Origin of the sequence: Microbacterium awajiense (genome assembly GCF_039536545.1) — a bacterium.
In the GTDB taxonomy this organism is placed as follows: Bacteria; Actinomycetota; Actinomycetes; order Actinomycetales; family Microbacteriaceae; genus Microbacterium; species Microbacterium awajiense.
Genome location: NZ_BAAAYU010000005.1, coordinates 611,785 through 634,868, shown reverse-complemented (window position 1 = coordinate 634,868; position 23,084 = coordinate 611,785). Strand labels below are relative to the sequence as shown.

Annotated in this window: 18 protein-coding genes; 7 read left to right on the top strand and 11 right to left on the bottom strand. The window is 71.5% G+C overall.

Annotated elements, in window-relative coordinates; genetic code table 11:
- Positions 1-15: 15 nt before the first annotated feature.
- On the top strand, positions 16-1,809 hold the full coding sequence (locus ABD663_RS09630) for a glycoside hydrolase family 3 protein (protein WP_344737895.1): 1,794 nt from the start codon (positions 16-18) through the stop codon (positions 1,807-1,809).
- A 15-nt stretch (positions 1,810-1,824) separates the two neighbouring features.
- Here the strand turns inward: ABD663_RS09630 and ABD663_RS09625 are convergent, their stop codons facing one another.
- Positions 1,825-3,099, bottom strand: coding sequence for a GNAT family N-acetyltransferase (locus ABD663_RS09625; RefSeq protein WP_344737893.1), 1,275 nt, complete (start codon positions 3,097-3,099; stop codon positions 1,825-1,827).
- A gap of 200 nt (positions 3,100-3,299) precedes the next feature.
- On the opposite strand from ABD663_RS09625, the gene ABD663_RS09620 reads away from it, so the two are divergent.
- Positions 3,300-5,411: an acyl-CoA dehydrogenase family protein gene (locus tag ABD663_RS09620; RefSeq protein WP_344737891.1), complete on the top strand. Its 2,112-nt coding sequence runs from the start codon at positions 3,300-3,302 to the stop codon at positions 5,409-5,411.
- A 34-nt stretch (positions 5,412-5,445) separates the two neighbouring features.
- Complete coding sequence (locus ABD663_RS09615; protein ID WP_344740201.1) at positions 5,446-6,015, top strand: DNA-3-methyladenine glycosylase I; 570 nt, start codon at positions 5,446-5,448, stop codon at positions 6,013-6,015.
- Between the two features lie 21 nt (positions 6,016-6,036).
- Here ABD663_RS09615 and ABD663_RS09610 read toward each other — a convergent pair whose 3' ends face one another.
- A complete protein-coding gene (locus ABD663_RS09610; RefSeq protein ID WP_344737889.1) occupies positions 6,037-6,789 on the bottom strand; it encodes a formylglycine-generating enzyme family protein in 753 nt (250 codons plus the stop codon).
- Between the two features lie 165 nt (positions 6,790-6,954).
- On the opposite strand from ABD663_RS09610, the gene ABD663_RS09605 reads away from it, so the two are divergent.
- Complete coding sequence (locus ABD663_RS09605) at positions 6,955-7,815, top strand: LLM class flavin-dependent oxidoreductase (protein WP_344737887.1); 861 nt, start codon at positions 6,955-6,957, stop codon at positions 7,813-7,815.
- 4 nt (positions 7,816-7,819) lie between these two features.
- Here the strand turns inward: ABD663_RS09605 and ABD663_RS09600 are convergent, their stop codons facing one another.
- Positions 7,820-8,005 carry a PspC domain-containing protein gene (locus ABD663_RS09600; RefSeq protein ID WP_344737885.1) on the bottom strand — a complete coding sequence of 62 codons (186 nt, stop codon included), beginning with the start codon at positions 8,003-8,005 and terminating at the stop codon, positions 7,820-7,822.
- A gap of 114 nt (positions 8,006-8,119) precedes the next feature.
- On the opposite strand from ABD663_RS09600, the gene ABD663_RS09595 reads away from it, so the two are divergent.
- On the top strand, positions 8,120-10,477 hold the full coding sequence (locus ABD663_RS09595) for an ATP-binding cassette domain-containing protein (protein ID WP_344737883.1): 2,358 nt from the start codon (positions 8,120-8,122) through the stop codon (positions 10,475-10,477).
- A gap of 24 nt (positions 10,478-10,501) precedes the next feature.
- Here the strand turns inward: ABD663_RS09595 and ABD663_RS09590 are convergent, their stop codons facing one another.
- The 3 genes from ABD663_RS09590 to ABD663_RS09580 form a co-directional block, all read right to left on the bottom strand.
- Positions 10,502-10,984 (bottom strand): recombinase family protein, encoded by a 483-nt coding sequence (locus tag ABD663_RS09590; RefSeq protein ID WP_344737881.1) that lies wholly within the window; start codon positions 10,982-10,984, stop codon positions 10,502-10,504.
- Between the two features lie 64 nt (positions 10,985-11,048).
- Positions 11,049-12,806, bottom strand: a complete 1,758-nt coding sequence (locus tag ABD663_RS09585; protein WP_344737879.1) for a cation:proton antiporter — start codon at positions 12,804-12,806, stop codon at positions 11,049-11,051.
- Entirely contained in the window at positions 12,806-13,810 is a 1,005-nt protein-coding gene (locus tag ABD663_RS09580) for a malate dehydrogenase (RefSeq protein ID WP_344737877.1), read from the bottom strand. Before ABD663_RS09580 ends, ABD663_RS09585 begins: the two co-directional genes overlap by 1 nt.
- Before the next feature lie 160 nt (positions 13,811-13,970).
- On the opposite strand from ABD663_RS09580, the gene ypfJ reads away from it, so the two are divergent.
- On the top strand, positions 13,971-14,846 hold the full coding sequence (gene ypfJ / locus ABD663_RS09575; RefSeq protein ID WP_344737874.1) for a KPN_02809 family neutral zinc metallopeptidase: 876 nt from the start codon (positions 13,971-13,973) through the stop codon (positions 14,844-14,846).
- Entirely contained in the window at positions 14,843-15,820 is a 978-nt protein-coding gene (pip, locus tag ABD663_RS09570; protein ID WP_344737872.1) for a prolyl aminopeptidase, read from the top strand. Before ypfJ ends, pip begins: the two co-directional genes overlap by 4 nt.
- A gap of 13 nt (positions 15,821-15,833) precedes the next feature.
- Here the strand turns inward: pip and ABD663_RS09565 are convergent, their stop codons facing one another.
- The 5 genes from ABD663_RS09565 to ABD663_RS09545 all read right to left on the bottom strand — a co-directional run bounded on the left by ABD663_RS09565 (position 15,834) and on the right by ABD663_RS09545 (position 23,013).
- Positions 15,834-17,504, bottom strand: a complete 1,671-nt coding sequence (locus ABD663_RS09565) for a GMC family oxidoreductase (protein ID WP_344737870.1) — start codon at positions 17,502-17,504, stop codon at positions 15,834-15,836.
- On the bottom strand, positions 17,501-19,285 hold the full coding sequence (locus tag ABD663_RS09560) for an aldehyde dehydrogenase family protein (RefSeq protein ID WP_344737868.1): 1,785 nt from the start codon (positions 19,283-19,285) through the stop codon (positions 17,501-17,503). Before ABD663_RS09560 ends, ABD663_RS09565 begins: the two co-directional genes overlap by 4 nt.
- An 83-nt stretch (positions 19,286-19,368) precedes the next feature.
- Positions 19,369-20,775, bottom strand: coding sequence for an MFS transporter (locus tag ABD663_RS09555; protein WP_344737866.1), 1,407 nt, complete (start codon positions 20,773-20,775; stop codon positions 19,369-19,371).
- A 35-nt stretch (positions 20,776-20,810) separates the two neighbouring features.
- Complete coding sequence (locus ABD663_RS09550) at positions 20,811-22,058, bottom strand: kynureninase (RefSeq protein WP_344737864.1); 1,248 nt, start codon at positions 22,056-22,058, stop codon at positions 20,811-20,813.
- Positions 22,048-23,013 carry a hypothetical protein gene (locus tag ABD663_RS09545; protein WP_344737862.1) on the bottom strand — a complete coding sequence of 322 codons (966 nt, stop codon included), beginning with the start codon at positions 23,011-23,013 and terminating at the stop codon, positions 22,048-22,050. The genes ABD663_RS09550 and ABD663_RS09545 overlap by 11 nt, the downstream gene beginning before the upstream one ends.
- Positions 23,014-23,084: the final 71 nt, after the last annotated feature.

Here is a 23,084-nt window from a genome sequence, read left to right as displayed (position 1 = left end):
GTTTACGATGTGGGCATGAGCAATGACGCCACCACGACCACGGTCGACACCCGTTACCGCGACTCCTCGCTTTCCGTCGACCAGCGCGTTGACATCCTCCTGTCGCAGATGACGCTCGCCGAGAAGGCCGGCCTGTTCTTCCAGACGATGATCGCGATGGGCGATGGCGGCGAGCTCTCGGAGGGTGATCCGGCGTTCGGCGTCGCCTCGAACCGCGAGTACGTCGTCGAACGCGGTATGACCCACTTCAATCTGCTCGGCGTCGCGCCGTCGGCCGCCCACATCGCGCGCTGGCACAACAAGCTGCAGGAGCTCGCCGCCTCGACGCGGCTCGGCATCCCCGTCACGATCTCGACCGATCCCCGCCACGGCTTCAGCGAGAACCCGGGTGCCGCGATCCTCGCCGGACCGTTCTCGCAGTGGCCCGAGCCGCTCGGCCTCGCCGCGACCCACGACCCCGCCCTCGTCGAGGAGTTCGCCGACATCGCCCGGCGCGAGTACACGGCCGTCGGCATCCGCGTCGCCCTGCACCCGCAGATCGACCTCGCCACCGAGCCGCGCTGGGCGCGCCAGCTGCAGACGTTCGGCGAGGACGCCGACCTGGCGGGCGAGCTGGGTGCCGCCTACGTGCGCGGGTTCCAGGGTCCGACCTTCGGGCCCGGCTCGGTCTCGACGATGACCAAGCACTTCCCCGGCGGCGGTCCGCAGAAGGACGGCGAGGACCCCCACTTCGACTACGGCCGTGAGCAGGTCTACCCCGGCGGGCAGTTCGAGCTGCACCTGAAGCCGTTCGAAGCGGTCTTCGCCGCCGGTGGGCGCCAGATCATGCCCTACTACGGCATGCCCGTCGGCACCGAGTACGAAGAGGTCGGCTTCGGCTTCAACAAGGGCGTGCTCACCGGCCTGCTGCGCGAGCGCTTCGGCTTCGACGGCATCGTGTGCACCGACTGGGGCCTCATCACCGACCAGGCGATCATGGGCGCCGAGTTCGCCGCGCGCGCGTGGGGCGTCGAGCACCTGACTCCTGCCGAGCGCATGATCAAGGTGCTCGAGGCCGGCGCCGACCAGTTCGGCGGCGAGGACGACCCGTCGATGCTCATCGCCCTCGTCGAGTCGGGCGAGATCGGCGAGGACCGCCTCGACGAGTCCGCTCGACGTCTGCTGCGCGAGAAGTTCCTGCTCGGCTTGTTCGAGAACCCCTACGTCGATGTCGCCGTCGCCGACGCGATCGTCGGGTCCGACGCCCACCGGCAGGCCGGCGAGATCGCGCAGCGCGCGTCGATCGCGGTACTCCAGAATCGGGCGACGGATGCCGGTGCCCCGGCGCTGCCCTTCGCGCGCGGCGCGAAGCTGTACGTCGAGGGGATCGACGCCGAGGTTGCGGCCCGGTACGGCGAGGTCGTCGACTCGCCCGCCGACGCCGACATCGCGGTGCTGCGGCTGCAGGCGCCGTTCGAGGTGCGCGACTCGATGTTCGAGAACTTCTTCCACTCAGGGTCGCTCGACTTCCCGGCCGATGTGATCGCGCACGTCGCCGAGGTGGCGGCATCCGTCCCCACCGTCGTCGACGTGTTCCTCGACCGGCCGGCGATCCTCGCGCCGATCGTCGACGCCGCACACGCGGTGGTCGCGAACTGGGGCGCGAGCGCCGCGGCACTGCTCGACGTACTCACCGGAGAGTTCGCCGCGCGCGGTCGGCTGCCGTTCGACATCCCGCGCTCGATGGCCGCCGTCGAGGCATCCCGCCCCGACGTGCCCTTCGACACCGAAGACCCGCTCTTCCGCTTCGGCCACGGCCTGAGCCTGTAGCGGCGGCGCCCGCGGTCAGCGCGGAGGGAACGTGCGCACGCGTTCCGCGCGGAACCGGTGCGGCAGGGCGGCGACGTCGCGCGGCCCCGCGCCGGGCAGCTCGTAGAGGTCGAGCATGAGCTGGACCGGGTAGTCGATGCGCTGCGCGACGGTCTTGACCCATCGGCCGTCGACGAAGAACCGCAGACGGTCGGGCGACCACTCCACCGCGTAATCGTGCATCGACGTGAGGTCGCCCGAGACGCGCACCTTCTCGAAGTCCGCGCGCAGCCGAGGGTCGTTCTGCGGCTTGACGCCGACGCCGACCCACCCGCCCGCGTCGTCGATCTCGGATCCGAAGATCTCGGCGATGCAGATCTCGCCGCAGTCGTCGGGCCGATCTTCGAACCCGATCGGCCAGAACGCGACCATCGCGTCAGGATGCCGCACGGCGGCCATTCGGACCTCGATGACGCCATACCGGGGCAGCCAGCCGCGGTGCTCGGGCTGCTGCTCACGCACGACCAGACCGTCGCGGAACCGGTGCTGACCGGTGCCGCTCCCGACGGGGCCGGAGTGCTGGCCGGTCTGCAGGTGCGAGCAGCGCACGTGCCCGTCCCACTCCGGCGCCCACGGTGGGGTGTGCTCATCGATGCGTAGCTCGAGCCCGGCGTCGGTGAGGCCGTACCGTGCGGCGGACTGCGCCCGGGACGACCAGTGCGGCGTGTAGTAGGGCCACCAGCGCGACGCGTCCAGGTCGTCGCCGGCGAAACGCTCGTCGACATCCGGCTCGCGACCAGCGAGGTCGAGCGGTCGCATGTCGAGCACCCAGTTCTCGAATGTGACTTCGCGGCCCCGCCAGGGCGCACGCGAAGACCCGTGGTGCTCGAAGCCCGCGCTGCGGCACAGGGCCGTGGATGCCGCGTTCTCGCGCCACGGGTAGGCGACGAGCAGGTCGCGGTCGCCCCGCTCCCGGACGAGCGCGACCACGTGCCGCAGCGCCGCGGTCGCGACGCCGCGGCCCTGGAACTCGGGAAGGGTGTACCACCCCGTCTCGTATGCGGGAACGCCCTCGTGCTCGACCTCCCAGAATCCGACGCCGCCGGCGGCCGCGTCGTCGACGTCGACGCGGAACATCTGCGCCGTGCCCTCGCGCGACAGGCGCAGGTAGTCCTCGTGGCGCCGCTCGACCGCGTCGGCGGGCTCGGGACCGCCCAGCTGGGCGGTCATCGCCCGCGTGTTCGCGCGATCGAGCAGGGCGCGGTCTTCCGGCGCCCAGGGCGACAGCGTGACTCGCTGCGGATCGAGCATCCTGACATTCTGCGCCCGGCCGCCGACACGGGGCCCCACGCCCGGCCGGCGCGCGGCACGCGCTGTCGCATCCGCACAACCGGCCTGTCGGCCGTCGTCGCGCTCACTTGTCGATTCCATCCAACCGGGTTGGCATCGCCTTGTGGGAGTCCTACCGTGAAAGGGACGTTTCCTCCCACCCCAGACGAAGAGGTGCTGACATGGCCGACGCCACCGTCCGTATCGACAACCCCGCCGCCGACTCGCGCACACCCGCGGGCGGCGCGCCGACCGCCGCGCACACGGCGGAGGAGGCATCCGAGCCCCGCATCGACATCGAGCGCGTGACCGATCTGCTGCTGGGCACGTGGGCCGACACCCGCCGCGAGGCCCGCGAGATGATCAAGGATCCGGCTTTCTGGCGCATCGACGGCCAGCCGATGCCCGAACACCGCGAGCGCGTGCTCAGCCAGCTGCACCTGCTCGTCGAGCACGGCGGTTCGCGACGCGCCTTCCCCGAGGAGTACGGCGGGCTGAACAACAACGGGGCCAACATCGCCGGCTTCCAGGAGCTCGTACTCGCCGACCCGAGCCTGCAGATCAAGTCGGGCGTGCAGTGGGGCCTGTTCGGCTCGGCGATCCACCAGCTGGGCACCCAGAAGCACTGGGACCGGTGGCTGCCCGCGGTCATCGACCTCTCGCTTCCCGGCGCCTTCGCGATGACCGAGACCGGGCACGGGTCGGACGTCGCGTCGATCGGCACCACGGCGACGTACGATCCCGAGACCGAGGAGTTCGTCATCCACACGCCGTTCCGCGGTGCCTGGAAGGACTACCTGGGCAACGCGGCGCTGCACGGCAAGGCCGCGACGGTGTTCGCACAGCTCATCACCGGCGGTGTGAACTACGGCGTGCACTGCTTCTTCGTGCCGCTGCGCGACGACGACGGCGAGTTCCTGCCCGGCATCGGCGGCGAGGACGACGGCGTCAAGGGCGGCCTCAACGGCATCGACAACGGCCGACTGCACTTCGACCACGTGCGAGTGCCCCGATTCAACCTGCTCGACCGCTACGGCCAGGTCGCTGCCGACGGCACCTACACGTCGGACATCTCCTCGCCGGGCCGCCGCTTCTTCACGATGCTGGGCGCGCTCGTGCAGGGTCGCGTCTCGCTCGACGGCGCCGCCACGACCGGCACCGCACTCGCGCTGACCATCGCCGTCACGTACGCCAACCAGCGCCGTCAGTTCGACTCGGGCGCCGGCACCGACGAGGTCATGCTGCTCGACTACGGCCAGCACCAGCGTCGACTCCTGCCGCGTCTCGCCGAGAACTACGCGCAGTTCTTCGCCCACGACGAGCTGCTGCGGAAGTTCGACTCCGTCTTCTCGGGCGCCGGCGACACCCCTGAGGGGCGCGAAGACCTCGAGACGCTCGCCGCGGCGCTCAAGCCGCTGTCGACGTGGAACGCGCTGTCGACCATTCAAGAGGCGCGCGAGGCGTGCGGCGGCGCGGGCTTCCTCGCCGAGAACCGGCTGGTCGGCCTGCATCAGGACCTCGACGTCTACGTCACCTTCGAGGGCGACAACAACGTGCTGCTCCAGCTCGTCGGCAAGCGCCTGCTCAGCGACTACGCGGCGCAGTTCAAGGCGGCCGATGCCGCAACCCTCGCGCGTTTCGCCGTCGGTCAGACCGCCGGCAAGGTCTTCCATGGAGCGGGCCTGCGTCAGCTCGGCCAGGCCGTGGCCGACTTCGGTTCGACCGCGCGGTCGGTCGAGCTCGGCCTGCGCGCCGAACAGCAGCACGAGCTGCTGTCGAATCGCGTCGAGCAGATGGTCGCCGACGTCGCCGGCCGACTGCGCCCCGCCGCGAAGCTGCCGCGTGACGAGGCCGCCGCCCTGTTCAACCAGAACCAGCACGAACTCATCGAGGCCGCCCGGGCCCACGGCGAGCTGCTGCAGTGGGAGGCGTTCTCCGACGGCGTCAACGCGATCGAGGACGAGGGCACGCGCCAGGTGCTGACGTGGCTGCGCGACCTGTTCGGCATGCATCTCATCGAGAAGCACCTCGCGTGGTACCTGGTCAACGGCCGCCTGTCGACGCAGCGCGCGGCATCGGTCTCGCGCTACATCGATCGCCTCGCCGCGCGGCTGCGCCCCCACGCACAGGACCTCGTGGACGCCTACGGGTTCGCCCCCGAGCACGTGCGCGCGCCCATCGCGTCGGGTGCCGAGAAGCAGCGCCAGGACGAGGCTCGTGCGCATTACGCCGCGCTCGCGGCATCCGGCGATGCTCCCGTCTCGGAGAAGACTCTGCGCGACAACAAGAAGTAGCGGCACACGGTGCGGCCACTAGGCTGACCCGGTGATCTCGGACGTGCGCATCGGCCCTGACGGGGTCGCGCGGTGCGCGTGGGTGGGCGACGACGCCGAGTACCGCCGCTATCACGACGAGGAGTGGGGGATGCCGCTGCACGGCGACCGCGCCCTCTTCGAGAAGATGAGCCTCGAGGGCTTTCAGGCCGGGCTGTCGTGGATCACGATCCTGCGCAAGCGCCCGCGCTTCCGCGAGGTGTTCGCGGGGTTCGAGCCCGAGGCGGTCGCGGCGTTCGGCGACGCCGACGTCGAGCGCCTCATGGGCGACGCCGGCATCATCCGCAACCGCGCCAAGATCCTCGCGACGATCTCGAACGCGCGGCTCGTGCTCGAGATGGAACCCGGCGAGCTCGACGCGTTCCTGTGGTCGTTCGCCCCGGCATCCCATCGGCGTCCGTCGACCTTCGCCGAGGTGCCCGCGACGACCGCCGAGTCCGACGCGATGAGCAAGGCGCTCAAGAAGCGCGGGTTCCGGTTCGTGGGGTCGACCACCATGTACGCGCTCATGCAGTCGGCCGGCATGGTCGACGATCACGTCGACGGATGCTGGCGTGTGGGCTGAACCCGTCGCGGTGCGTGCGCGTCAGCGCAGCGGCGTCCACCCCGGTGGCGTCGGGCCGGTGACCTCGGCGCGCTCGCGGTCGAGTGCGGCCGACCAGCCCTGCGCCGCGTCGACCGTGTCGAATCCGCCGCGCGCGACGCGGAAGCCGAGGTCGTCGTGGTGCATGCCCGGGGCGCCGCCGCGCCGCGTGGAGGCGCGGACGCTCCACGCCTCGTCGGCGAACCCGCCGCCGCGGAACACGCGATAGTCGCCGTACCGGGCGGGATCCAGCAGGTCCCAGCACCACTCCCACACGTTGCCGAGGGTGTCGAAGAGGCCGAAGAGGTTCGGATGCCTGCCGCCGACGTCCTGCGGCGCGTCGACGCCGTCCGCGCTCGTCCACGCGACGTCGGGCAGCGGACCGTAGTGGGCGGTGAGCGAGCCGGCCCGGCACGCGTACTCCCATTCGGCCTCGGTGGGAAGCCGATACCCGTCGGCGTCGGTGTGCCACGTCACATCCATGCCTTCGAAGGAGTAGGCGGCGTCGAGGCCCTCCCACTCCGACGCGGCGTTGCAGAACCGCACAGCACGCAGCCAGCTCACCTCGACGGCCGGCCGGCGCGGATGCACGGTGTCGGCCGACGCCTCGCCCAGCAGCTCCGACACCTGCTCCTGCGTCACCGGGAACACCCCGATCTCGAATGGCTCGAGGTCGACGGTGCGCCGCAGCCTGCGCCGCGCATCGTGCAGCTCGACGGCACCGGCCGGGATCGAAGCGAGCTCGATGTCGGTCACGACGGCAGTCTGCCACCGCCCGGTCGCTGCGACGGCATCCGCCCGCCGAGACAGCGTCGGACGCCGGCGGTCTCGCCGCCCGTGAAGTCTCACGGGTTCGGGGATGCAGGACCGCGCCGGGCCCCGCCCCACCCCACCCGGCGCGGGGCACGTAGCATCGCGGATATGGACTACGGGCACGACATCGAGTTCGGATCGTTCATCACGCCGACCGCGGCCGACCCCGCGGCAACGGTGGCTCTCGCCGTCGCGTCCGAGCGGGCGGGGCTCGACCTCGTGACCTTCCAGGACCATCCGTACCAGCCGCGGTTCCTCGATACGTGGACGCTGATGTCGTTCGTGGCGGCCCGCACCGAACGCGTGCGCATCGCGCCCAACGTGCTGAACCTGCCGCTGCGGCCGCCGGCCGTGGTCGCCCGCGCCGCAGCGAGCCTCGACCTGCTCTCGGCGGGGCGGTTCGACCTCGCACTCGGCGCGGGGGCCTTCTGGGACGCGATCGCCGCCATGGGCGGCACTCGCCTCGAACCCGGCGAGGCGGTCACCGCCCTCGGCGAAGCGATCGTCCTCATCCGCGAGCTGTGGGACGTCGACACTCGCGGCGGCGTGTTCACCGATGGCGAGCACCACCGCGTGCGCGGTGCCAAGCGCGGACCCGCTCCGGCGCATCCGATACCGATCGTCCTCGGGGCATACAAGCCGCGGATGCTCGCACTGACCGGCCGCGTCGCCGATGGGTGGCTGCCGTCCCTCTCGCACCTGCAACCGGGCGACCTCGCTCGGGGCAACGCCCGCATCGACGCGGCCGCCGAGAAGGCCGGACGCCCGTCGTCAGACGTGAGGCGGCTGCTCAACATCGCACCACTCGACCGGAGCGTCGACGCTTTCGCCGATCAGCTCGTCGCGCTCGCGCGCGAAGACGGCGTCTCGTCGTTCATCCTCGCGTCGGACGACGAGACCGAGCTGCGCCGCTTCGGCGAGGAGGTCGCACCGCTGGCGCGGGAGCGGGTCGCCGCCGAGCGACGCTGACGGTCTATTCCTCGCACGGAATGAGGATCCACAGCACCATGTAGATCGGGATGGTGACGCCGAAGAACACGGTGAAGAGAACGGTCAGCACCCGCACGGGGGTGACCGAGACCCCGAACCTCTCGGCGATGCCCGCGCACACGCCCGCGATCATCCGCTCCGACGCCGGTCGCACCAACCCTGTGGCCATGGCGTCAGCGTACACAGCGGCCGACGCGATTCCCATCCCCGAGCAGGATCGAGGAAGCGCGGTGTCCGCATGGTGCGCGACACTGGGATGCCGACACGACGCCGAGGAGCACGCATGGCCGCCGCATCCGACACCCACATCGCCGACTCGCACGAGCTGATCCGCGTCGTGGGCGCGCGCGAGAACAACCTCAAGGGCGTCGACGTCGAGATCCCCAAGCGCCGCCTCAGCGTCTTCACCGGCGTCAGCGGCTCGGGCAAGTCGTCTCTGGTGTTCGCGACCATCGCGAACGAGTCTCAGCGCCTCATCAACGAGACCTATCCGACGTTCGTGCAGCAGTTCATGGGGCAGTTGACCCGCCCCGAGGTCGACGCACTCGAGAATGTGAGCCCGGCGATCATCGTCGATCAGGAGCGGATGGGGTCGAACGCGCGGTCGACCGTCGGCACCGCCACCGACGTGCACGCGATGCTGCGGCTGCTGTTCAGCCGCAAGGGGCAGCCGCACGTCGGCTCGCCGCAGGCGTTCTCGTTCAACGTCCCCTCGGTCAGCGGTGCGGGAGCGGTCACCCTCGAGAAGGGCGGCAAGAAGGTCAAGGAGCGGCGCAGCTTCGAGATCACCGGCGGCATGTGCCCGCACTGCGAGGGGCTCGGTGAGGTGAGCGACGTCGACCTCGCCGAGCTGTACGACCAGACGAAGTCGCTCGCCGACGGGGCCCTCACGATCCCCGGGTACAACCCCGACGGCTGGATGGTGCGCATCTTCGCCGAGTCCGGCTTCGTCGACCCCGCCACGCCCATCCAGGACTACACCGAGCAGGAGCTCGCCGACTTCCTCTACAAGGAGCCGGTGAAGGTCAAGCTCGGCGGCATCAACATGACCTACGAGGGCCTGGTCCCCAAGATCACCAAGTCGATGCTCCAGAAGGACCGCGACGCGCTGCAGCCCCACGTGCGCGCCTTCGTCGACCGCGCCGTCAAGTTCCTGCCCTGCCCCGAGTGCGGCGGCACGCGCCTCAACGAAGGCGCTCGATCGTCGACCATCGACGGCGTGAGCATCGCGGACGCGGCGGCGATGCAGATCACCGACCTCGCGACGTGGCTCGCGACGATCGACGACGGCGACGTCGCCCCGCTGCTGGCCGGGCTGCGGCAGGCCGTCGATTCGTTCATCGACATCGGGCTCGGCTACCTGTCGCTCGATCGCGCCTCGGGCACCCTGTCGGGCGGCGAGGCGCAGCGCACCAAGATGATCCGCCATCTGGGATCAGCACTCACCGACGTCACCTATGTCTTCGACGAGCCGACCGCAGGACTCCACCCGCACGACATCGAGCGGATGAACCGCCTGCTGTGCCGGCTGCGCGACAAGGGCAACACGGTGCTGGTGGTCGAGCACAAGCCCGAGGTCATCGAGATCGCCGACCACGTGGTCGACCTCGGACCCGGAGCCGGACGTGACGGCGGCGAGGTCGTGTACGAGGGCGACGTCGCCGGGCTGCGGGCATCCGGCACCCTCACGGGCCGGCACCTCGATCACCGGGCCCGCCTCAAGGACGCGACCCGCACGCCGAAGGGCGCGCTCGAGGTGCGCGGCGCCGCTCAGCACAATCTCAAAGACGTCGACGTCGACATCCCGCTCGGCGTGCTCACCGTCGTCACCGGGGTCGCGGGGTCGGGCAAGTCCTCGCTCATCCACGGCAACGTGCCCGCCTTCGACGACGTCGTGGTCGTCGACCAGTCGCCGATCAAGGGGTCGCGACGGTCGAGCCCGGCGACATACACCGGCGTGCTCGACGCCGTGCGCGCCGCCTTCGCGAAAGCCAACGGCGTGAAGCCCGGCCTGTTCAGTGCGAACTCCGAGGGCGCCTGCCCCGCGTGCAAGGGACTCGGCGTCATCATCACGAACCTCGGCTTCACGCAGTCGGTCGAGACGCGCTGCGAGCTGTGCGAAGGATCGGGCTTCAGCGACGAGGTGCTGGAGTACCGGCTCGACGGCAGGAACATCGCCGAGGTGCTCGCGATGTCGGCCGCAGAGGCATCCGCGTTCATCACGCACAAGCAGGCCAACGCGACGCTCCTGCGCATGGTCGACGTCGGCATCGGCTACATCACCCTCGGTCAGGCCCTCAACACCCTCTCGGGCGGCGAGCGACAACGACTCAAGCTCGCCATCTCGATGGCGAAGAAGGGAGCGGTCTACGTGCTCGACGAGCCCACCACGGGTCTGCACCTGGCCGACGTCGACAACATGCTCGGAATGCTCGACCGCCTCGTCGACGCGGGCAACAGCGTGATCGTGATCGAGCACCACCAGGCCGTCATGGCCCACGCGGACTGGATCATCGACCTGGGCCCGGGCGCGGGGCGTGACGGCGGCGAGGTCGTGTTCGAGGGGACGCCCGCCGCTCTCGTGGCGACCGGTGAGACCCTCACCGCCCAGCACCTGCGCGAGTACGTCGGCTCCGTGTGAGCCGCGGCGGCGGAGCGATCCGCGTCAGCGGCCGGGCTCGTAGAGGTGCCGACCGCCGTGCCCGACGACCTTGACGACGATGCCGCGGCGGTGCAGCTCGGCGACGGTGCGGGTCTCTTCGTCGATGCTGCGTCCGAGTGCGTGCACGTTGGCGACCACCAGCACGTCGCCGCGCACGAGGGTGCCGAACAGGCGGACGAGGCGCTGCTCCCACGTCTCCAGCGTCTCGGGCGCCGGATGGCGGAACCCCTCGATCGGCACGCCGAACCGCGTGAGGTCGTCGCGCTGCTGGACGACCGACGGCATGTCGTCGCGACTGATCACCAGTCCGACCAGACGCGAGCCCGTCGGGCGAGCCAGCCACCAGTCGCGGTCGCGCTGCAGTTCGGTGAAGCACTTCGGGCACTCGGCGGCCGGATGCGGCAACGCGAGCGGACTGGTGTCGTCATCCACCGCGTGGTCATGGGCATGCCCGAGCGCCGCATCCGTCTCGGTGCTGTCGACCATCACGTGCTCCTTCGTCGGAGTCCATTGTCGCCGACGCGCGGCATCCGTGGTGACCGCCGCGGGCTCAGTCCCGGTCTTCGTCCTCGAGCCGCAGCTCGACGCTCAGCTGATCGGCATCGAGTTCGGCCAGCATGTGCCGAAGGGCGGGTGTGCTGTACGAGCCGCCCGACGACAGTTCGAGCAGGCGGTCCCGCATCGCCTCGATGACGCGCAGCCGCAACTCGAGCCGATCACGCGCGGCGACCGAGGTGTCGTCGTCGGGGGGATCGGTCAGCCGACCGCTGGTCGCGTGCACGAGCTCGTCGGGGAACGGCCGACCGTCGCGGCGGCGCAGGGCCGGGTCGGCGAGCGCGGTGACGGCCGCCGATCGCAGCTCGTCGTCGATCTGGGTCTGCTCGTCGGCGCTGATCGTGTCGCCGCCGGCGCTGCGCAGGCCGAGCCGCCGCACGAGCCACGGCAGGGTGAGCCCCTGGATGACCAGACTGCCGACGGCGACGAGGAAGGCCACGAGCACGAGCAGCGCGCGTTCGGGTGTCTCGCGGGGCAGCGTCTGCGCCGCGGCGAGCGTCACCACGCCCCGCAACCCCGCCCACACCAGCACGGCGCCCTGACGCCAGCCGAGCGGTGAGGCCTGGTAGTAGTCGAGGTCGGCGAGTCGTCGGGCGACGACCTCGCGCATCCGCGCGATGCGGCCCACCCGCGCCACGACCGCGCGGCCCACGGCATCGGGTCCGGTGCGGCGACGCGTCGACGGACCGGTCTCGATCTCATCGAGCCGCGCACCGATCTCGTCGAGGCGTCGTCGGCGCTGCTCCCGGGCGCGTCTGCTCTGCAGCCACACGAGGAAGCTCACCCAGCCGATCCGCACGACCAGGATGATTCCGAGGGCGGTCGCGGCCAGCACGGCGGCGCGGCCCAACCCTCCGTGGGCGGCGTAGTTCTCGTCGACGATCTCCTTGAGTTCGAGTCCCATGACCAGGAACACGCCGCCCTCGAGCAGCAGCTCGATCGTGCGCCAGTTGGCTTCGTCCGACAGACGCTGCTCGGGCGTGAAACGGCGGGCGGCGCCCTGGCCCGTGACGATGCCCGCGACGACCGCGGCGACCAGGCCCGATCCGCCCAGCTGCTCGGTGGGCAGGTAGGCGACGAACGGCACGATGAATCCCAACGCCGAGTTCGCGGCGGGCTGGTGCACGTGCGCGCGCAGCCGCAGGTTGAGGTAGCCGACGAGCCAGCCGAGCACGACGGCGACCAGCACGCCCCACGCGAACGCGACGAACAGGTTGGGCTGACGCCCGTCGGAGTCGGCCGCGACGACGGCGGACGACGCGATCATGACCCGCAGCACCACGAGTGAGGTCGCATCGTTGAGCAGGCTCTCGCCTTCGAGGATCGTGACGATGCGCCGCGAGATGCCGAGCCGCTTGACGATCGATGTCGCGACCGCGTCGGTGGGGCTCAGGATCGCGCCCAGGGCGATCGCGAGCAGGAAGTCGATGCCGGGTATGAGGGCGTAGAAGAAGAGGCCCAGCACGACCGAGCTAAGGAGCACGAGCACGACCGACAGGCCTGCGATCGGGCGGAAGTCGCGGCGGAACTCGATCGCGGGCAGTCGCACCGCGGCGGCGTACAGCAGCGGCGGAAGCACGCCGACGAGGATGAATTCGGGATCGACCTCGATCTCGGGCACGAAGGGCAGCAGGCTCACGCCGATGCCCAGCACGACCAGGATGAGCGGTCCGGCGACGCGCACCTTCGGGGCGAGCACCGATGCTGCGACGATCGCGATGACCCCGAGCAGGATCGCGATGATCGGATCCATCAGACCACGCCCAGTCGCTGCACCGCCTCGCGCTCCGCGACCAGCTCGGCGACCGACGCATCGAAGCGCGCACGCGCGCGGGCGTCGAGGTCCAGTCCCTCCACGACGCGGTACCCCGAGCCGTCGGAGGTCACCGGGTAGGAGCAGACGATGCCGTCGGGCACGCCGTATTCTCCGTGCGAGACCACCGCGGCCGACACCCAGCGTCCGGTCGTGCCTGCGCGCTCATCGCGCACGTGGGCGATCGCGGCGTTGGCCGCCGACGCGACCGACGACGAGCCGCGCACCTCGATGATCTCGGCACCCCGCCGCGCCACCCGCGGCACGAACTCGTCGTCGAGCCAGCGCTCCGCAGCCTCGGCACCGCTGTGGCGCTCGGCGAGAAGGGCGAGCACGGGACGACCGGCCGCGGTCGCGTGGCTGACGTCGGGGAACTGCGTGGCCGAGTGGTTGCCCCAGATCGCCACGCCGTCGATCTCGCCGGCGCCGACTTCGAGCGTGGCGGCGAGCTGGCCGATCGCGCGGTCGTGGTCGAGCCGCGTGAGGGCGGTGAAGCGATCGGCGGGTACGTCGGGAGCCGCCGACGCCGCGGCGATCAGTGCGTTGGTGTTCGCGGGGTTTCCCACGACGACGACGCGGACATCGGATGCCGCGCTCGCGGCGATCGCCGCGCCCTGCGGACCGAAGATCCCCGCGTTGGCCGCGAGCAGATCGGCGCGCTCCATGCCCGGGCCGCGGGGGCGGGCTCCGACCAGCATCCCGACCTGACAGCCGTCGAAGCCGACGCGGGGATCGTCGGTCACCTCGATGTCGGCCAGCAGCGGGAAGGCGCAGTCCTGCAGTTCGAGTGCGGCGCCCTCGGCGGCCCGCATGCCCTGCGGGATCTCGAGCAGCCGCAGTCGCAGCGGCTCGTCGGGGCCGAGCATCGCCCCCGACGCGATGCGGAACAGGAGCGCGTAGCCGATCTGGCCGCCGGCTCCCGTGACGGTCACGGTGGTCGCCATGCCCCGAGCCTATTCCCCTCGCCGCACCGCCCCCACCGGTCGAGCGGACAGGAATGCCCGCCCCTGACCGGCGTGTCGCGCGCATACCTGTCCGCTCGGCCCCGCGCAAGCGGCGCTGTGCCTCCCGGGCCGCACCGAGACCGCGGGGTAGCGTGTGCGCATGACGTTCAACGATGGCGCGCGGGTGGGGGGCAACACCGCGCGCCGCAGGGGTGCCGGCGCGGCGATCGCCGGCGGCGGGATCGCCGGTGTCGGCGCGCTCGCCGTGCTCCTGTTCAGCCTGTTCACCGGGCAGGATCTCACCAGCCTGCTCGGGGGCGCCCCCGTCAGCGGTGGCACCGGCGGCGGAGAGACCGAGATCGCGCAGTGCGAGACCGGTGCCGATGCCAACGCCCGCGACGACTGCCGGCTCGCGGCGGCGTCGCTGAACCTCGACCAGTTCTGGCAGGGCCACGTCGACGGCTATCGGGCGCCGCAGTTGATCATCGTCGACGGATCGACTCCGACCCGCTGCGGCACGGCGTCGAACGCGACCGGCCCGTTCTACTGCCCGCCCGAAGAGACCGTCTACGTCGATCCGACCTTCTTCGCGCTGCTGCGCGAGCGCTTCGACGCGACCGCCGGTCCGCTCGCGCAGCTGTACGTGCTGGCACACGAGTACGGCCATCACGTGCAATACATCGTGGGCGTGATGGACCGGTATCCGAACAACGGCTCGGGGCCGGACAGCAACGGGGTGCGCACCGAACTGCAGGCGGACTGCTTCGCGGGCGCGTGGGTGGCCGACATCACCGAGCAGGTCGATGAGAACGGTGTGCCGTTCATGCAGGAGCCGACCGCGCAGCAGATCGCCGATGCGCTGGATGCCGCCGCGACCGTCGGCGACGATCACATCCAGCGCGAGTCCGGGGCACTGGTGAACCCCGAGAGCTGGACGCACGGGTCGAGTGAGCAGCGGCAACGCTGGTTCGACGAGGGATACCGCGGCGGTGTGGCCGCGTGCGACACCTTTGCGGTGTCCGGGGGGAATCAATGACGCAACCGGAACATCTCGACGAGATCCTCTACCCGAGGATCAAGCCGTACGACAGGGGCGAGCTTCTGGTCGGAGAGGGCAATCGGGTCTACTACGAGCAGTGCGGCAACCCCGAGGGCAAGCCCGTGGTCTTCCTCCACGGCGGACCCGGCGCCGGCGTCTCGAAGTGGCACCGCCGCTTCTTCGACCCCGAGCGGTACCGCATCGTGCTGCTCGATCAGCGCGGCTGCGGACGCAGCATCCCGCACGCCTCGGACCCTGACGCCGACCTGCGCCACAACACGACCTGGCACCTCGTGGCCGACCTCGAACTGCTGCGACGCAACCTCGGCATCGAGACCTGGATGGTGTTCGGCGGGTCGTGGGGCAGCGCTCTCGCCCTCGCGTACGCGCAGACGCACCCCGAGGTTGTCTCCGAGATCGTGCTGCGCGGCATCTTCACCCTGCGCCGGCACGAACTGGAGTGGTTCTACGAGGGAGGGGCCTCGGCGATCTTCCCCGACCTGTGGGAGGACTTCATCGCACCCATCCCGGTGCTCGAGCGCGCCCATCTCATCGAGGCGTACCACCGGCGGCTCACCGATCCCGACCCCGCGGTGCACGTGCCCGCCGCGATCGCGTGGTCGCGCTGGGAGGCCGCGACCCTCACCCTCGAGCGCGACGACGAGCTGGTGGCGTCCATGAGCGAGCCGAAGGCCGCGACCGCTTTCGCGCGCATCGAGAACCACTACTTCCTGCACGGGGGCTGGTTCCGCGAAGGACAGCTCATCGGCGGCGTCGACGCGATCCGGCACATCCCCGCCGTGATCGTGCAGGGCCGCTACGACGTGTGCACGCCGATCATGACCGCGTGGGACCTGCACAGGGCGTGGCCCGAGGCCGAACTGGTGGTGGTGCCGGATGCCTCGCATTCGGCGTCCGAGCCGGGCATCGCCGCCGCACTGCGCGCCGCGACCGACCGTTTCGCGGGCTGACTCGCCGCGGCGGCTACTCGACCTTGCCCCGGATCGCATCAACGCGTGCTCCGCTCGCATTGATCCGATCCGCGGCAACCTCGCCGATGACGATGGCGGGTGCGTTGGTGTGCCCTCGGATGATCGTGGGCATGACGGATGCGTCGGCGACCCGCAGACCGGTCACTCCGCGCACGCGCAGGTCGGGATCGACCACGGATGCCTCGTCGGTGCCCATGCGCGCCGTGCCGACCGGGTGGTACAGCGTGTGCGAGTAGCGCCGCAGCGCCAGTTCGATCCGCTCGGCGGCGGTCATGCGCTCGCCGCCGTCGGGCTGCACCCAGCCGCCGGTCGTCACGGTGCGCAGCGCATCGGTGTCGACGAGTCGCTCGCATTCGGCGAGGCCCGCGCGCAGCGTCTCGGCGTCGATTCCGGCGTCGTCGGACAGGTAGGCCGGGTCGATGAGGGGCTTGTCGCTCGGATCGGCCGATGCGAGGCGCACCGTGCCGCGACTGCGGGGACGCAGCAGAATGGCGCCCACCGTGATGCCCTCGGCGGGCAGCGGCACGAGCCCCTCGCCGACGTACGGTGCGGGCGCGAAGATGATCTCGATGTCGGGCAGTCCCGCGGGCGCTCCGGTGCGATCGGCGACCGACGTGCGCACGAAGCCGTAGGCCTCGGCGACGTTGCTGGTGAGCATGCCGCGACGCGCGGCGAGGTAGCGGGCGAGCTGTGACGGATGCTCGGCGGTGAACAGCGTGCCGTGGCGTGCCGCCGGTGCGAGCCCGGCCACGAGGTGGTCCTGCAGGTTCGCCCCGACGCCGGGGGAGTCGACGAGCACCCGGACGCCGTGCTCGGCGAGGTGGTCGGCCGGACCGACACCGCTGAGCATCAGCAGGTGCGGCGTGTTCACCGATCCGCCCGCGAGCACGACCTCGGTGCGTGCGAGGGCGAGCCGGGTCACGCCGTCGATCTCGACGTACACCCCGGTCGCGCGGGGCACGGGGCCGGACGTGTCGAACGTCACGCGTCGCACGAGGGCCGATGTCACGACCTTCAGGTTCGCGCGGTGGCGGGCCGGCCGCAGGTACGCGTCGGCGGTCGACGACCGTGCGCCGCGGAGCTGGGTCACGGCGGTCTGCGAGAAGCCCTGCACGTCGGGCCGGTTGGGCGGGGTGACCTCGTGCCCGCGTTCGCGTGCCGCGGCCAGGAACGCGGCGGTGTGCGGGCGCGGGTCGCGCTGCTGCTCGACCGGCTGGGCACCGTCGGTGCCCTGAGTCGGATCGGCCGGCGCGGCGGTGCGCTCCACCCGCCGGAACACCGGCACCAGCGCATCCCACGACCAGTCGGGTCCCGCGGCGTCCGCCCATTCGTCGTAGTCGGCGGCGAACCCGCGCACCCACATCATGGCGTTCAGCGAAGATGAGCCGCCGAGGGTCTTGCCCCGCGGCCAGAAGACGCTTCGGCCCTCGAGCTCGGGCTGCGGCACCGTGTCGTACCCCCAGTCGTACTCGCCGCGGAACAGCTTCGAGAAGGCGGCGGGCACGTGCAGCTCGAGCGCGCGGTCGGGTCCGCCGGCTTCGAGCAGCAGGACGCTGCGGCGCGGGTCCTCACTCAGGCGTGCCGCGAGAGCGGCGCCCGCCGAGCCCGCGCCCACGACGATGATGTCGGCGCCGAGGTCGACCGAGGCGGGGCGGCGGCTCATGACCGCAGCGCCCCGGTGACGATGCGCGACAGGGTGCGAGCGTTCGGGGCCAGTCGGTAGCGGGTGAAGTCCTCGCAGACGGAGGCTCCGGTGCGCGATGTCACGAACCAGGGCGGCTTGGGCAGCACCGAGAACCGGCCCGGTCCGGCGATCGCGCCCGCCGAGCGCGGGAACGGCCGGAACGGTCCGCGCCCGATCGACCGCTCGACGCGGTCGAGCAGCAGCGCGTTGTGCACGATGCCGATCCCGCTGCCCGGATCCTGCAGCGTGTTGCCCGGGTAGGCACCCCACGTGAGCGTCGGCATCATGAAGACGAACGCCGTCCACGTGTTGATCGCGATCGCGCCGTAGCGCAGCTCGGCGATCGCCCGCTCGAACCCCTCGCCGAGCGCGGCCTCGGTGTCGGGGTCGATGAGCACGTTCGCCCCGAGGGTGCCGGCGAGAGCGGAGTTCGCCCGGGCGACCGCGGCGTCGAGGAACTCCTGACCGTTGCCGGGGATGCTCACCACGCCCAGCACGGGAGCGAAGTACTCGGTCTGCTCGAGCGCCCGAGGGTCGGCGTCGTCGATCTCGACGAGGGCGCGCGTGCGGTCGGCGAACCACGCGGCATCCGGATAGTCTGACGCCGCCGCGTCCAGTCGCGACTGCGCGCCGGGGTACCAGGGTGTGCGGTGCGGTGCGGATCCGTACGCATGGCGGAGGGCGGCGAGGAAGGCGTCACGCTGATCCCAGTCCGCGCTGATCATCACGACCTGCCCGGCGATGCAGTTGTGCCCGCTGTTCTCGAGCCGCATGGTCGCGATGTTCTCGGCTTGATACGCAAGGTCGGCGTCGGTCCACCGGCCCGGCACGACGATGATCGGCGAGACACCGCCGAGCTCGGCCGAGATCGGCGTGCGCACGAGGGGGCGGTTCTCGCGCCGTCGCCGCTTCGCCTGCGGGCCGGTGCCCCACACGATTCGCTCCAGCGTCGCAGCGGCACCCGTGATGTGCACGTGTTCGACGGCCGGATGCCGGGTCAGATAGGCGCCCGCCTCCGCGCCGCCGCGGACGACACGCACCAGGCCAGGCTCGATCAGTGGCGCCAGCACGCGCTCGAAGACGGGCAGCAGGCGGTCATGGGTGGGGTTGACCTTGAGCAGGATGACGCGGTTGTGGGCGAACAGCTCCGACAGCACGTCGGCGAAGGGAATGGATGCCACGTTCCCCGCCCCCAGCACCAGACCGAGCTCGGCGGGCTCGGTCGGCGTCAGCTGTCCGAGACCCGCCGCGGCGCGCAGCTCGTCGGCGGTCGCCCCGGGTTCGAACCAGACTTCGCCGGTGAAGCCCGACAGCAGCAGACTGTCGGCGGCGCTCAGCGGGAAGGCGTGCGCGCGCAGGCGGTCGCCCGGGGCTGGTTCCAGGTCGACGCCGTCGAGCGGGCTGCGGCCCGCGGCCAGCTTCGCGAGGGTCGCGCGCAGCGCATCCACCGTGGTGACGGCGTTGTGCGGACCTTCCAGCCAGACCTCGCCGCGCAGCGGGCTGTCGGGCGCGAGGCCCGCGATCGCCGCGGCGGTTTCGGCCCACTCTTCGGCGTGCGCGGCCAGAGTCTCGTGCAGGCGCTCGAGCAGCCGCATCCGCTGGGTCAAAGTGAGGTGCGGCCAGAGGTGTCGGCCCTCGCCGAGCGCGTGCAGCGCGTCGTCGAGGCGCTCGCGTTCGTCGTCGGCGATGTCGGGCGCGTTCGCGGCGCGTTCACGGGATGCCGCAGGGTGCGGCTTCTTCGCTGGTGTGGTGGGGGACACGGCACTCCTTCGGGCTTCACCAGCCTACGTCGCCGCGGTGGGACGGCGTGTCACCGAGGCTGCGACTGCGTCAGGCGTCGACGTCAGTCGGCTCGTGAGCCCACGGCGTCCTCGATGTCGGCGCGGCGCAGGCGGTAGCGCGCGAGCGAGATGAGACTCGTGGCGATGAGGGCCGCCGGGGCGACGCTGAAGCTCACCACGATGCCGGCGATCGCGGCATCCGGCTGACTCACCAGCTCTCCGGCCGTCGACGACACGTAGCCGGTGACGGTCAGGATGATCGACAGCACGGTCGCCCCGAGCGCGAAGCCCACGGTCTCGCCCGCCGTCCACACGCCGCTGAAGGCGCCGGCCTGGCCGGGCCCGCTGACCCGTTCGTCGTGGGTGATGACATCGGGCAGCATCGCCATCGGCAGCGATTGCATGCCCGCGTACGCGACTCCGGCGATCGCGACGGGGCCGTAGATCCAGGCTCCGGGCACCCAGAGCACGACCACGATCGACAGCGCCGCGCCGGCGAAGACGATGCTCGCGATCGCGAAAGTGCGTTCCTTGCCCGCGCGCCGCGCGAACAGGCCCCACAGCGGCGCGGCGAACAGCGCCGGCGCGATCAGGGCGACGAACAGCAGCTCGATCGCGGCCTCGGAGTGCAGCACCCACGTCGCCACGTACTGCGCGCCCGCGAGCATGAGGCCTGTCGCGAGGGCTTGCAGCACGAACGTCGTCAGCAGCGCGCGGAACGGTGCGCTGCGGCGCAGAGCGCGGATGCCGGCGGCGTAGTGCTCGCGGATGCCCACCCGCGTCGAGGTCGCCGGTGCCGTCGGCCTCGGCTTCGCGGATCGGCGCGCGACGGTGACGGCCACCAGCATCCCCAGTGCGATGACGACACCTGCGACGATGCCCATCACCAGGTAGCCGGTCACGGGGTCGCCGGTGATGCGGCGCAACGCCGGACCCCCCGCGCCGAACAGCAGGATCGCGCCGGTGAGCACGACGACCCGCCACGCCAGCAGGCGCGTGCGCTCGTCGTAGCTCGGGGTGAGCTCGGCGGGCAACGCGATGTACGGCACCTGGAACAGCGAGAAGGCCATGGCGGTGATCGTGAACGCGATCAGCACCCAGATCGCACCCACGGCGGGGCCGAGCGCGGGCGGCACCGCGAACGTGAGGGCGAAGAAGACGGGAAGGGTGAGCGCGCCGACGAGCATGAGGCGCCTGCGCGAGCCGTGGCGGGCGAGGTCGCGGTCGGTGAGCGCGCCGATGACCGGATCGATGACGACGTCCCAGATCTTCGCTGCCGCGATGACGACGCCGGCGGCGAGCGCGGCGACGCCGAGCGAGTCGGTCAGGTAGTAGGCCAGCACGAGACCCGGGAGCGTCGCGAACCCTCCGGTGCCGAGCGAGCCGGTCGCGTAGCGGGCGATCACGCCGACGGACAGACGGGAGGCGGGTGTCGCCCCCGTCGTGGGGGCTTCGGCGTCGGCGCTCATCCGGGCAGTGTAGATCAGCGGCGGGCCGCGCCGTGTCAGTGGGTGTCGTCCGAGAGGTCGCGCACGGCGTCGGCGACCCTGCGCAGGCCGCGCACGACCTCACCGAAGCTGGTCGAGAGCGGCGACAGTCCGATGCGCAGCCCGTCGGGCTCGCGATAGTCGGGGATCACATCGCCCTGCCACAGTCGCTGCGTCACCGCCCGCATGGTCGGATGCGACAGGGTGAGGTGTCCTCCGCGCAGGTCGGGGTCGCGAGGCGAGGCGACCTTCACCCCGAGCGGGGCCAGGATCCGGTCGCTGACGGCGAGGGCGAACTCGGTCAGCTCGATCGACTTGGCCCGCACCGCGACGATGCCCGCCGACTCCAGCATGTCGAGCGTGACGGTCATCGGCAGCATCCCGAGGATCGGCGGCGTGCCCGACAGCCAGCGGCGCATGCCGTCGCCGGGCGCGTACTCGGGGCCCATGGCGAACACGTCGGCTGCCCCCATCCAGCCCTGGATGGGCTGAGCGAGAACCGGCTGCAGCCGCTCGGCGACGTAGGCGAACGCCGGTGATCCCGGTCCGCCGTTCAGGTACTTGTACGTGCAGCCGACGGCGAGGTCGAAGCCCCACTCGTCGCTGCGCACCGGCACCGACCCCGCCGAGTGGCAGAGGTCCCACACGATCAAGGCGCCGGCGCCGTGGGCGATCGCCGTGAGTTCGGCGGCGTCGGCGAGGTAGCCCGAACGGTAGGCGACGTGGCTGAGCAGCACCACGGCGGTGTGCGCACCCACCGCGGAGCGCAGCGCCTCCGACGTCACCCCGCCGTCGAGGTCGACGTCGATCCATCGCACCCGCGCCCCGCACTCCGCGGCGATGCCCTCGACGATGAAGCGGTCGGTGGGGAAATTGTCGCGGTCGACGACGATCTCGACCCGCGCGGGGTCGGCGGCGCGTCGTTCGGCGAGAGCCGCTCGCACGAGCTTGTACAGCAGCACCGTCGTCGAATCGCCGATCACGGTCTGACCGGGCGCAGCCCCGATCGCGACCTTCCCGATCCGGTCGCCGATGTCGAAGGGCAGCCGCATCCACCGTTCGTCCCACCCGCGGATCAGTCGCCCGCCCCACTCGTCGTCGACGAAGCCGGCGAGCATCTCCGCGACCGCCAACGGAGGCCGCCCCAGCGAATTGCCGTCGAAGTAGACGAGCGGAGTCTCGGCTCCGGTGAACAGCGACCGGTAGTGACGCAACGGATCGGCGCCGTCGTGGGCGGACGCCGTGGCGTCGAGTTCAGAGGTCATCGTGGAGCAGCTCCTCGGTGGGGACGACGGTGGCGGCGGACAGCCATGCCGGCACGGCGTCGTCGGCAGTCGGCGGAGGACCGGGGACGAAGGTCGTGACGCCCGGGGGCACCCGACCGGCCGGCCAGGGGTCGGTCATGGCGGCGACGATCCCGGCAGGGTGCAGTCCCGCGTCGGCGAGAGCGGCGAGCTCGGCCTCGTTGACGCCGCTCGGCAGGTCGCCATTGCCGAGGTCCGTTCCGTACAGCAGGGTGCCGCCGGCGTCGAGGAAGGCGGCGGCGTTGGCGACCGCGGTCGCCCGGTCGTCGTCGCCGTGGATGGCGAACGTCGAGATCCAGCGCTGCCCGGCGCGTGCGGCCCGTTCGACGAGGTCGCGGTCGAGGCGTTCGATGAACGGCACGTGCGCGAGCGCGTCGACGCCGGCGGCCAGGGCGCGCGCGGTCATCCCGTCGCCTTCGACGTGCGCCACCACCGGCAGTCCGCGCTCGCGGGCGCGGCGCACGATCGCCGCGAGGATCGCGTCGTCGAGGGTGGGCGCGCCGTCGTGCAGCACGACCTTGACCACGGATGCCCCGAACTCGGCCTGCGCGTCGACCTCGGTCGCGGCCCCGCCCGGGACCCCCGGGTGATCCGAGGCCGTGCTCACCTCGCGCACGATATCGGCCGGCGCCCACGTCCGGCCCACCGGGTAGCCGCCGACGGCGGTGAGGAAGGCCCCCGCGTAGGCGAGGGCGGGCATCGGCCGACGCGCATGCCGGGCGAGCGCCGCGGGATCGCCGCCGAGGTCGAGGATGCCCGCGATCCCCCCGGCGGGCAGGTCGCGCTCGTCGATCAGGGCCACGTGGACGTGGTGGTCGATCAGCGGCGGCAGTGCCGTTCCGGTCTCGCCGGTGAGAGCACGGTGGCACCGTCGCGCGTGCGGACCGAGGATCTCCCGCAGCGACAGGGCGGCCATCCCGCCAGTCTAGGACGGCCGGCCTCGGGCGCGGGGAAGGCCGGCGCGCGGGCATTGCCTGATCTTGAGCG

What these genes read in the sequence shown, in the direction of transcription:
- ABD663_RS09630 (WP_344737895.1), top strand. Translation starts at nt 16, where the DNA reads ATGAGCAATGACGCCACCACGACCACGGTCGACACCCGTTACCGCGAC.
- ABD663_RS09625 (WP_344737893.1), bottom strand. Translation starts at nt 3,099, where the DNA reads ATGCTCGATCCGCAGCGAGTCACGCTGTCGCCCTGGGCGCCGGAAGAC.
- ABD663_RS09620 (WP_344737891.1), top strand. Translation starts at nt 3,300, where the DNA reads ATGGCCGACGCCACCGTCCGTATCGACAACCCCGCCGCCGACTCGCGC.
- ABD663_RS09605 (WP_344737887.1), top strand. Translation starts at nt 6,955, where the DNA reads ATGGACTACGGGCACGACATCGAGTTCGGATCGTTCATCACGCCGACC.
- ABD663_RS09600 (WP_344737885.1), bottom strand. Translation starts at nt 8,005, where the DNA reads ATGGCCACAGGGTTGGTGCGACCGGCGTCGGAGCGGATGATCGCGGGC.
- ABD663_RS09595 (WP_344737883.1), top strand. Translation starts at nt 8,120, where the DNA reads ATGGCCGCCGCATCCGACACCCACATCGCCGACTCGCACGAGCTGATC.
- ABD663_RS09590 (WP_344737881.1), bottom strand. Translation starts at nt 10,984, where the DNA reads ATGGTCGACAGCACCGAGACGGATGCGGCGCTCGGGCATGCCCATGAC.
- ABD663_RS09585 (WP_344737879.1), bottom strand. Translation starts at nt 12,806, where the DNA reads ATGGATCCGATCATCGCGATCCTGCTCGGGGTCATCGCGATCGTCGCA.
- ABD663_RS09580 (WP_344737877.1), bottom strand. Translation starts at nt 13,810, where the DNA reads ATGGCGACCACCGTGACCGTCACGGGAGCCGGCGGCCAGATCGGCTAC.
- ypfJ (WP_344737874.1), top strand. Translation starts at nt 13,971, where the DNA reads ATGACGTTCAACGATGGCGCGCGGGTGGGGGGCAACACCGCGCGCCGC.
- pip (WP_344737872.1), top strand. Translation starts at nt 14,843, where the DNA reads ATGACGCAACCGGAACATCTCGACGAGATCCTCTACCCGAGGATCAAG.
- ABD663_RS09565 (WP_344737870.1), bottom strand. Translation starts at nt 17,504, where the DNA reads ATGAGCCGCCGCCCCGCCTCGGTCGACCTCGGCGCCGACATCATCGTC.
- ABD663_RS09555 (WP_344737866.1), bottom strand. Translation starts at nt 20,775, where the DNA reads ATGAGCGCCGACGCCGAAGCCCCCACGACGGGGGCGACACCCGCCTCC.
- ABD663_RS09550 (WP_344737864.1), bottom strand. Translation starts at nt 22,058, where the DNA reads ATGACCTCTGAACTCGACGCCACGGCGTCCGCCCACGACGGCGCCGAT.
- ABD663_RS09545 (WP_344737862.1), bottom strand. Translation starts at nt 23,013, where the DNA reads ATGGCCGCCCTGTCGCTGCGGGAGATCCTCGGTCCGCACGCGCGACGG.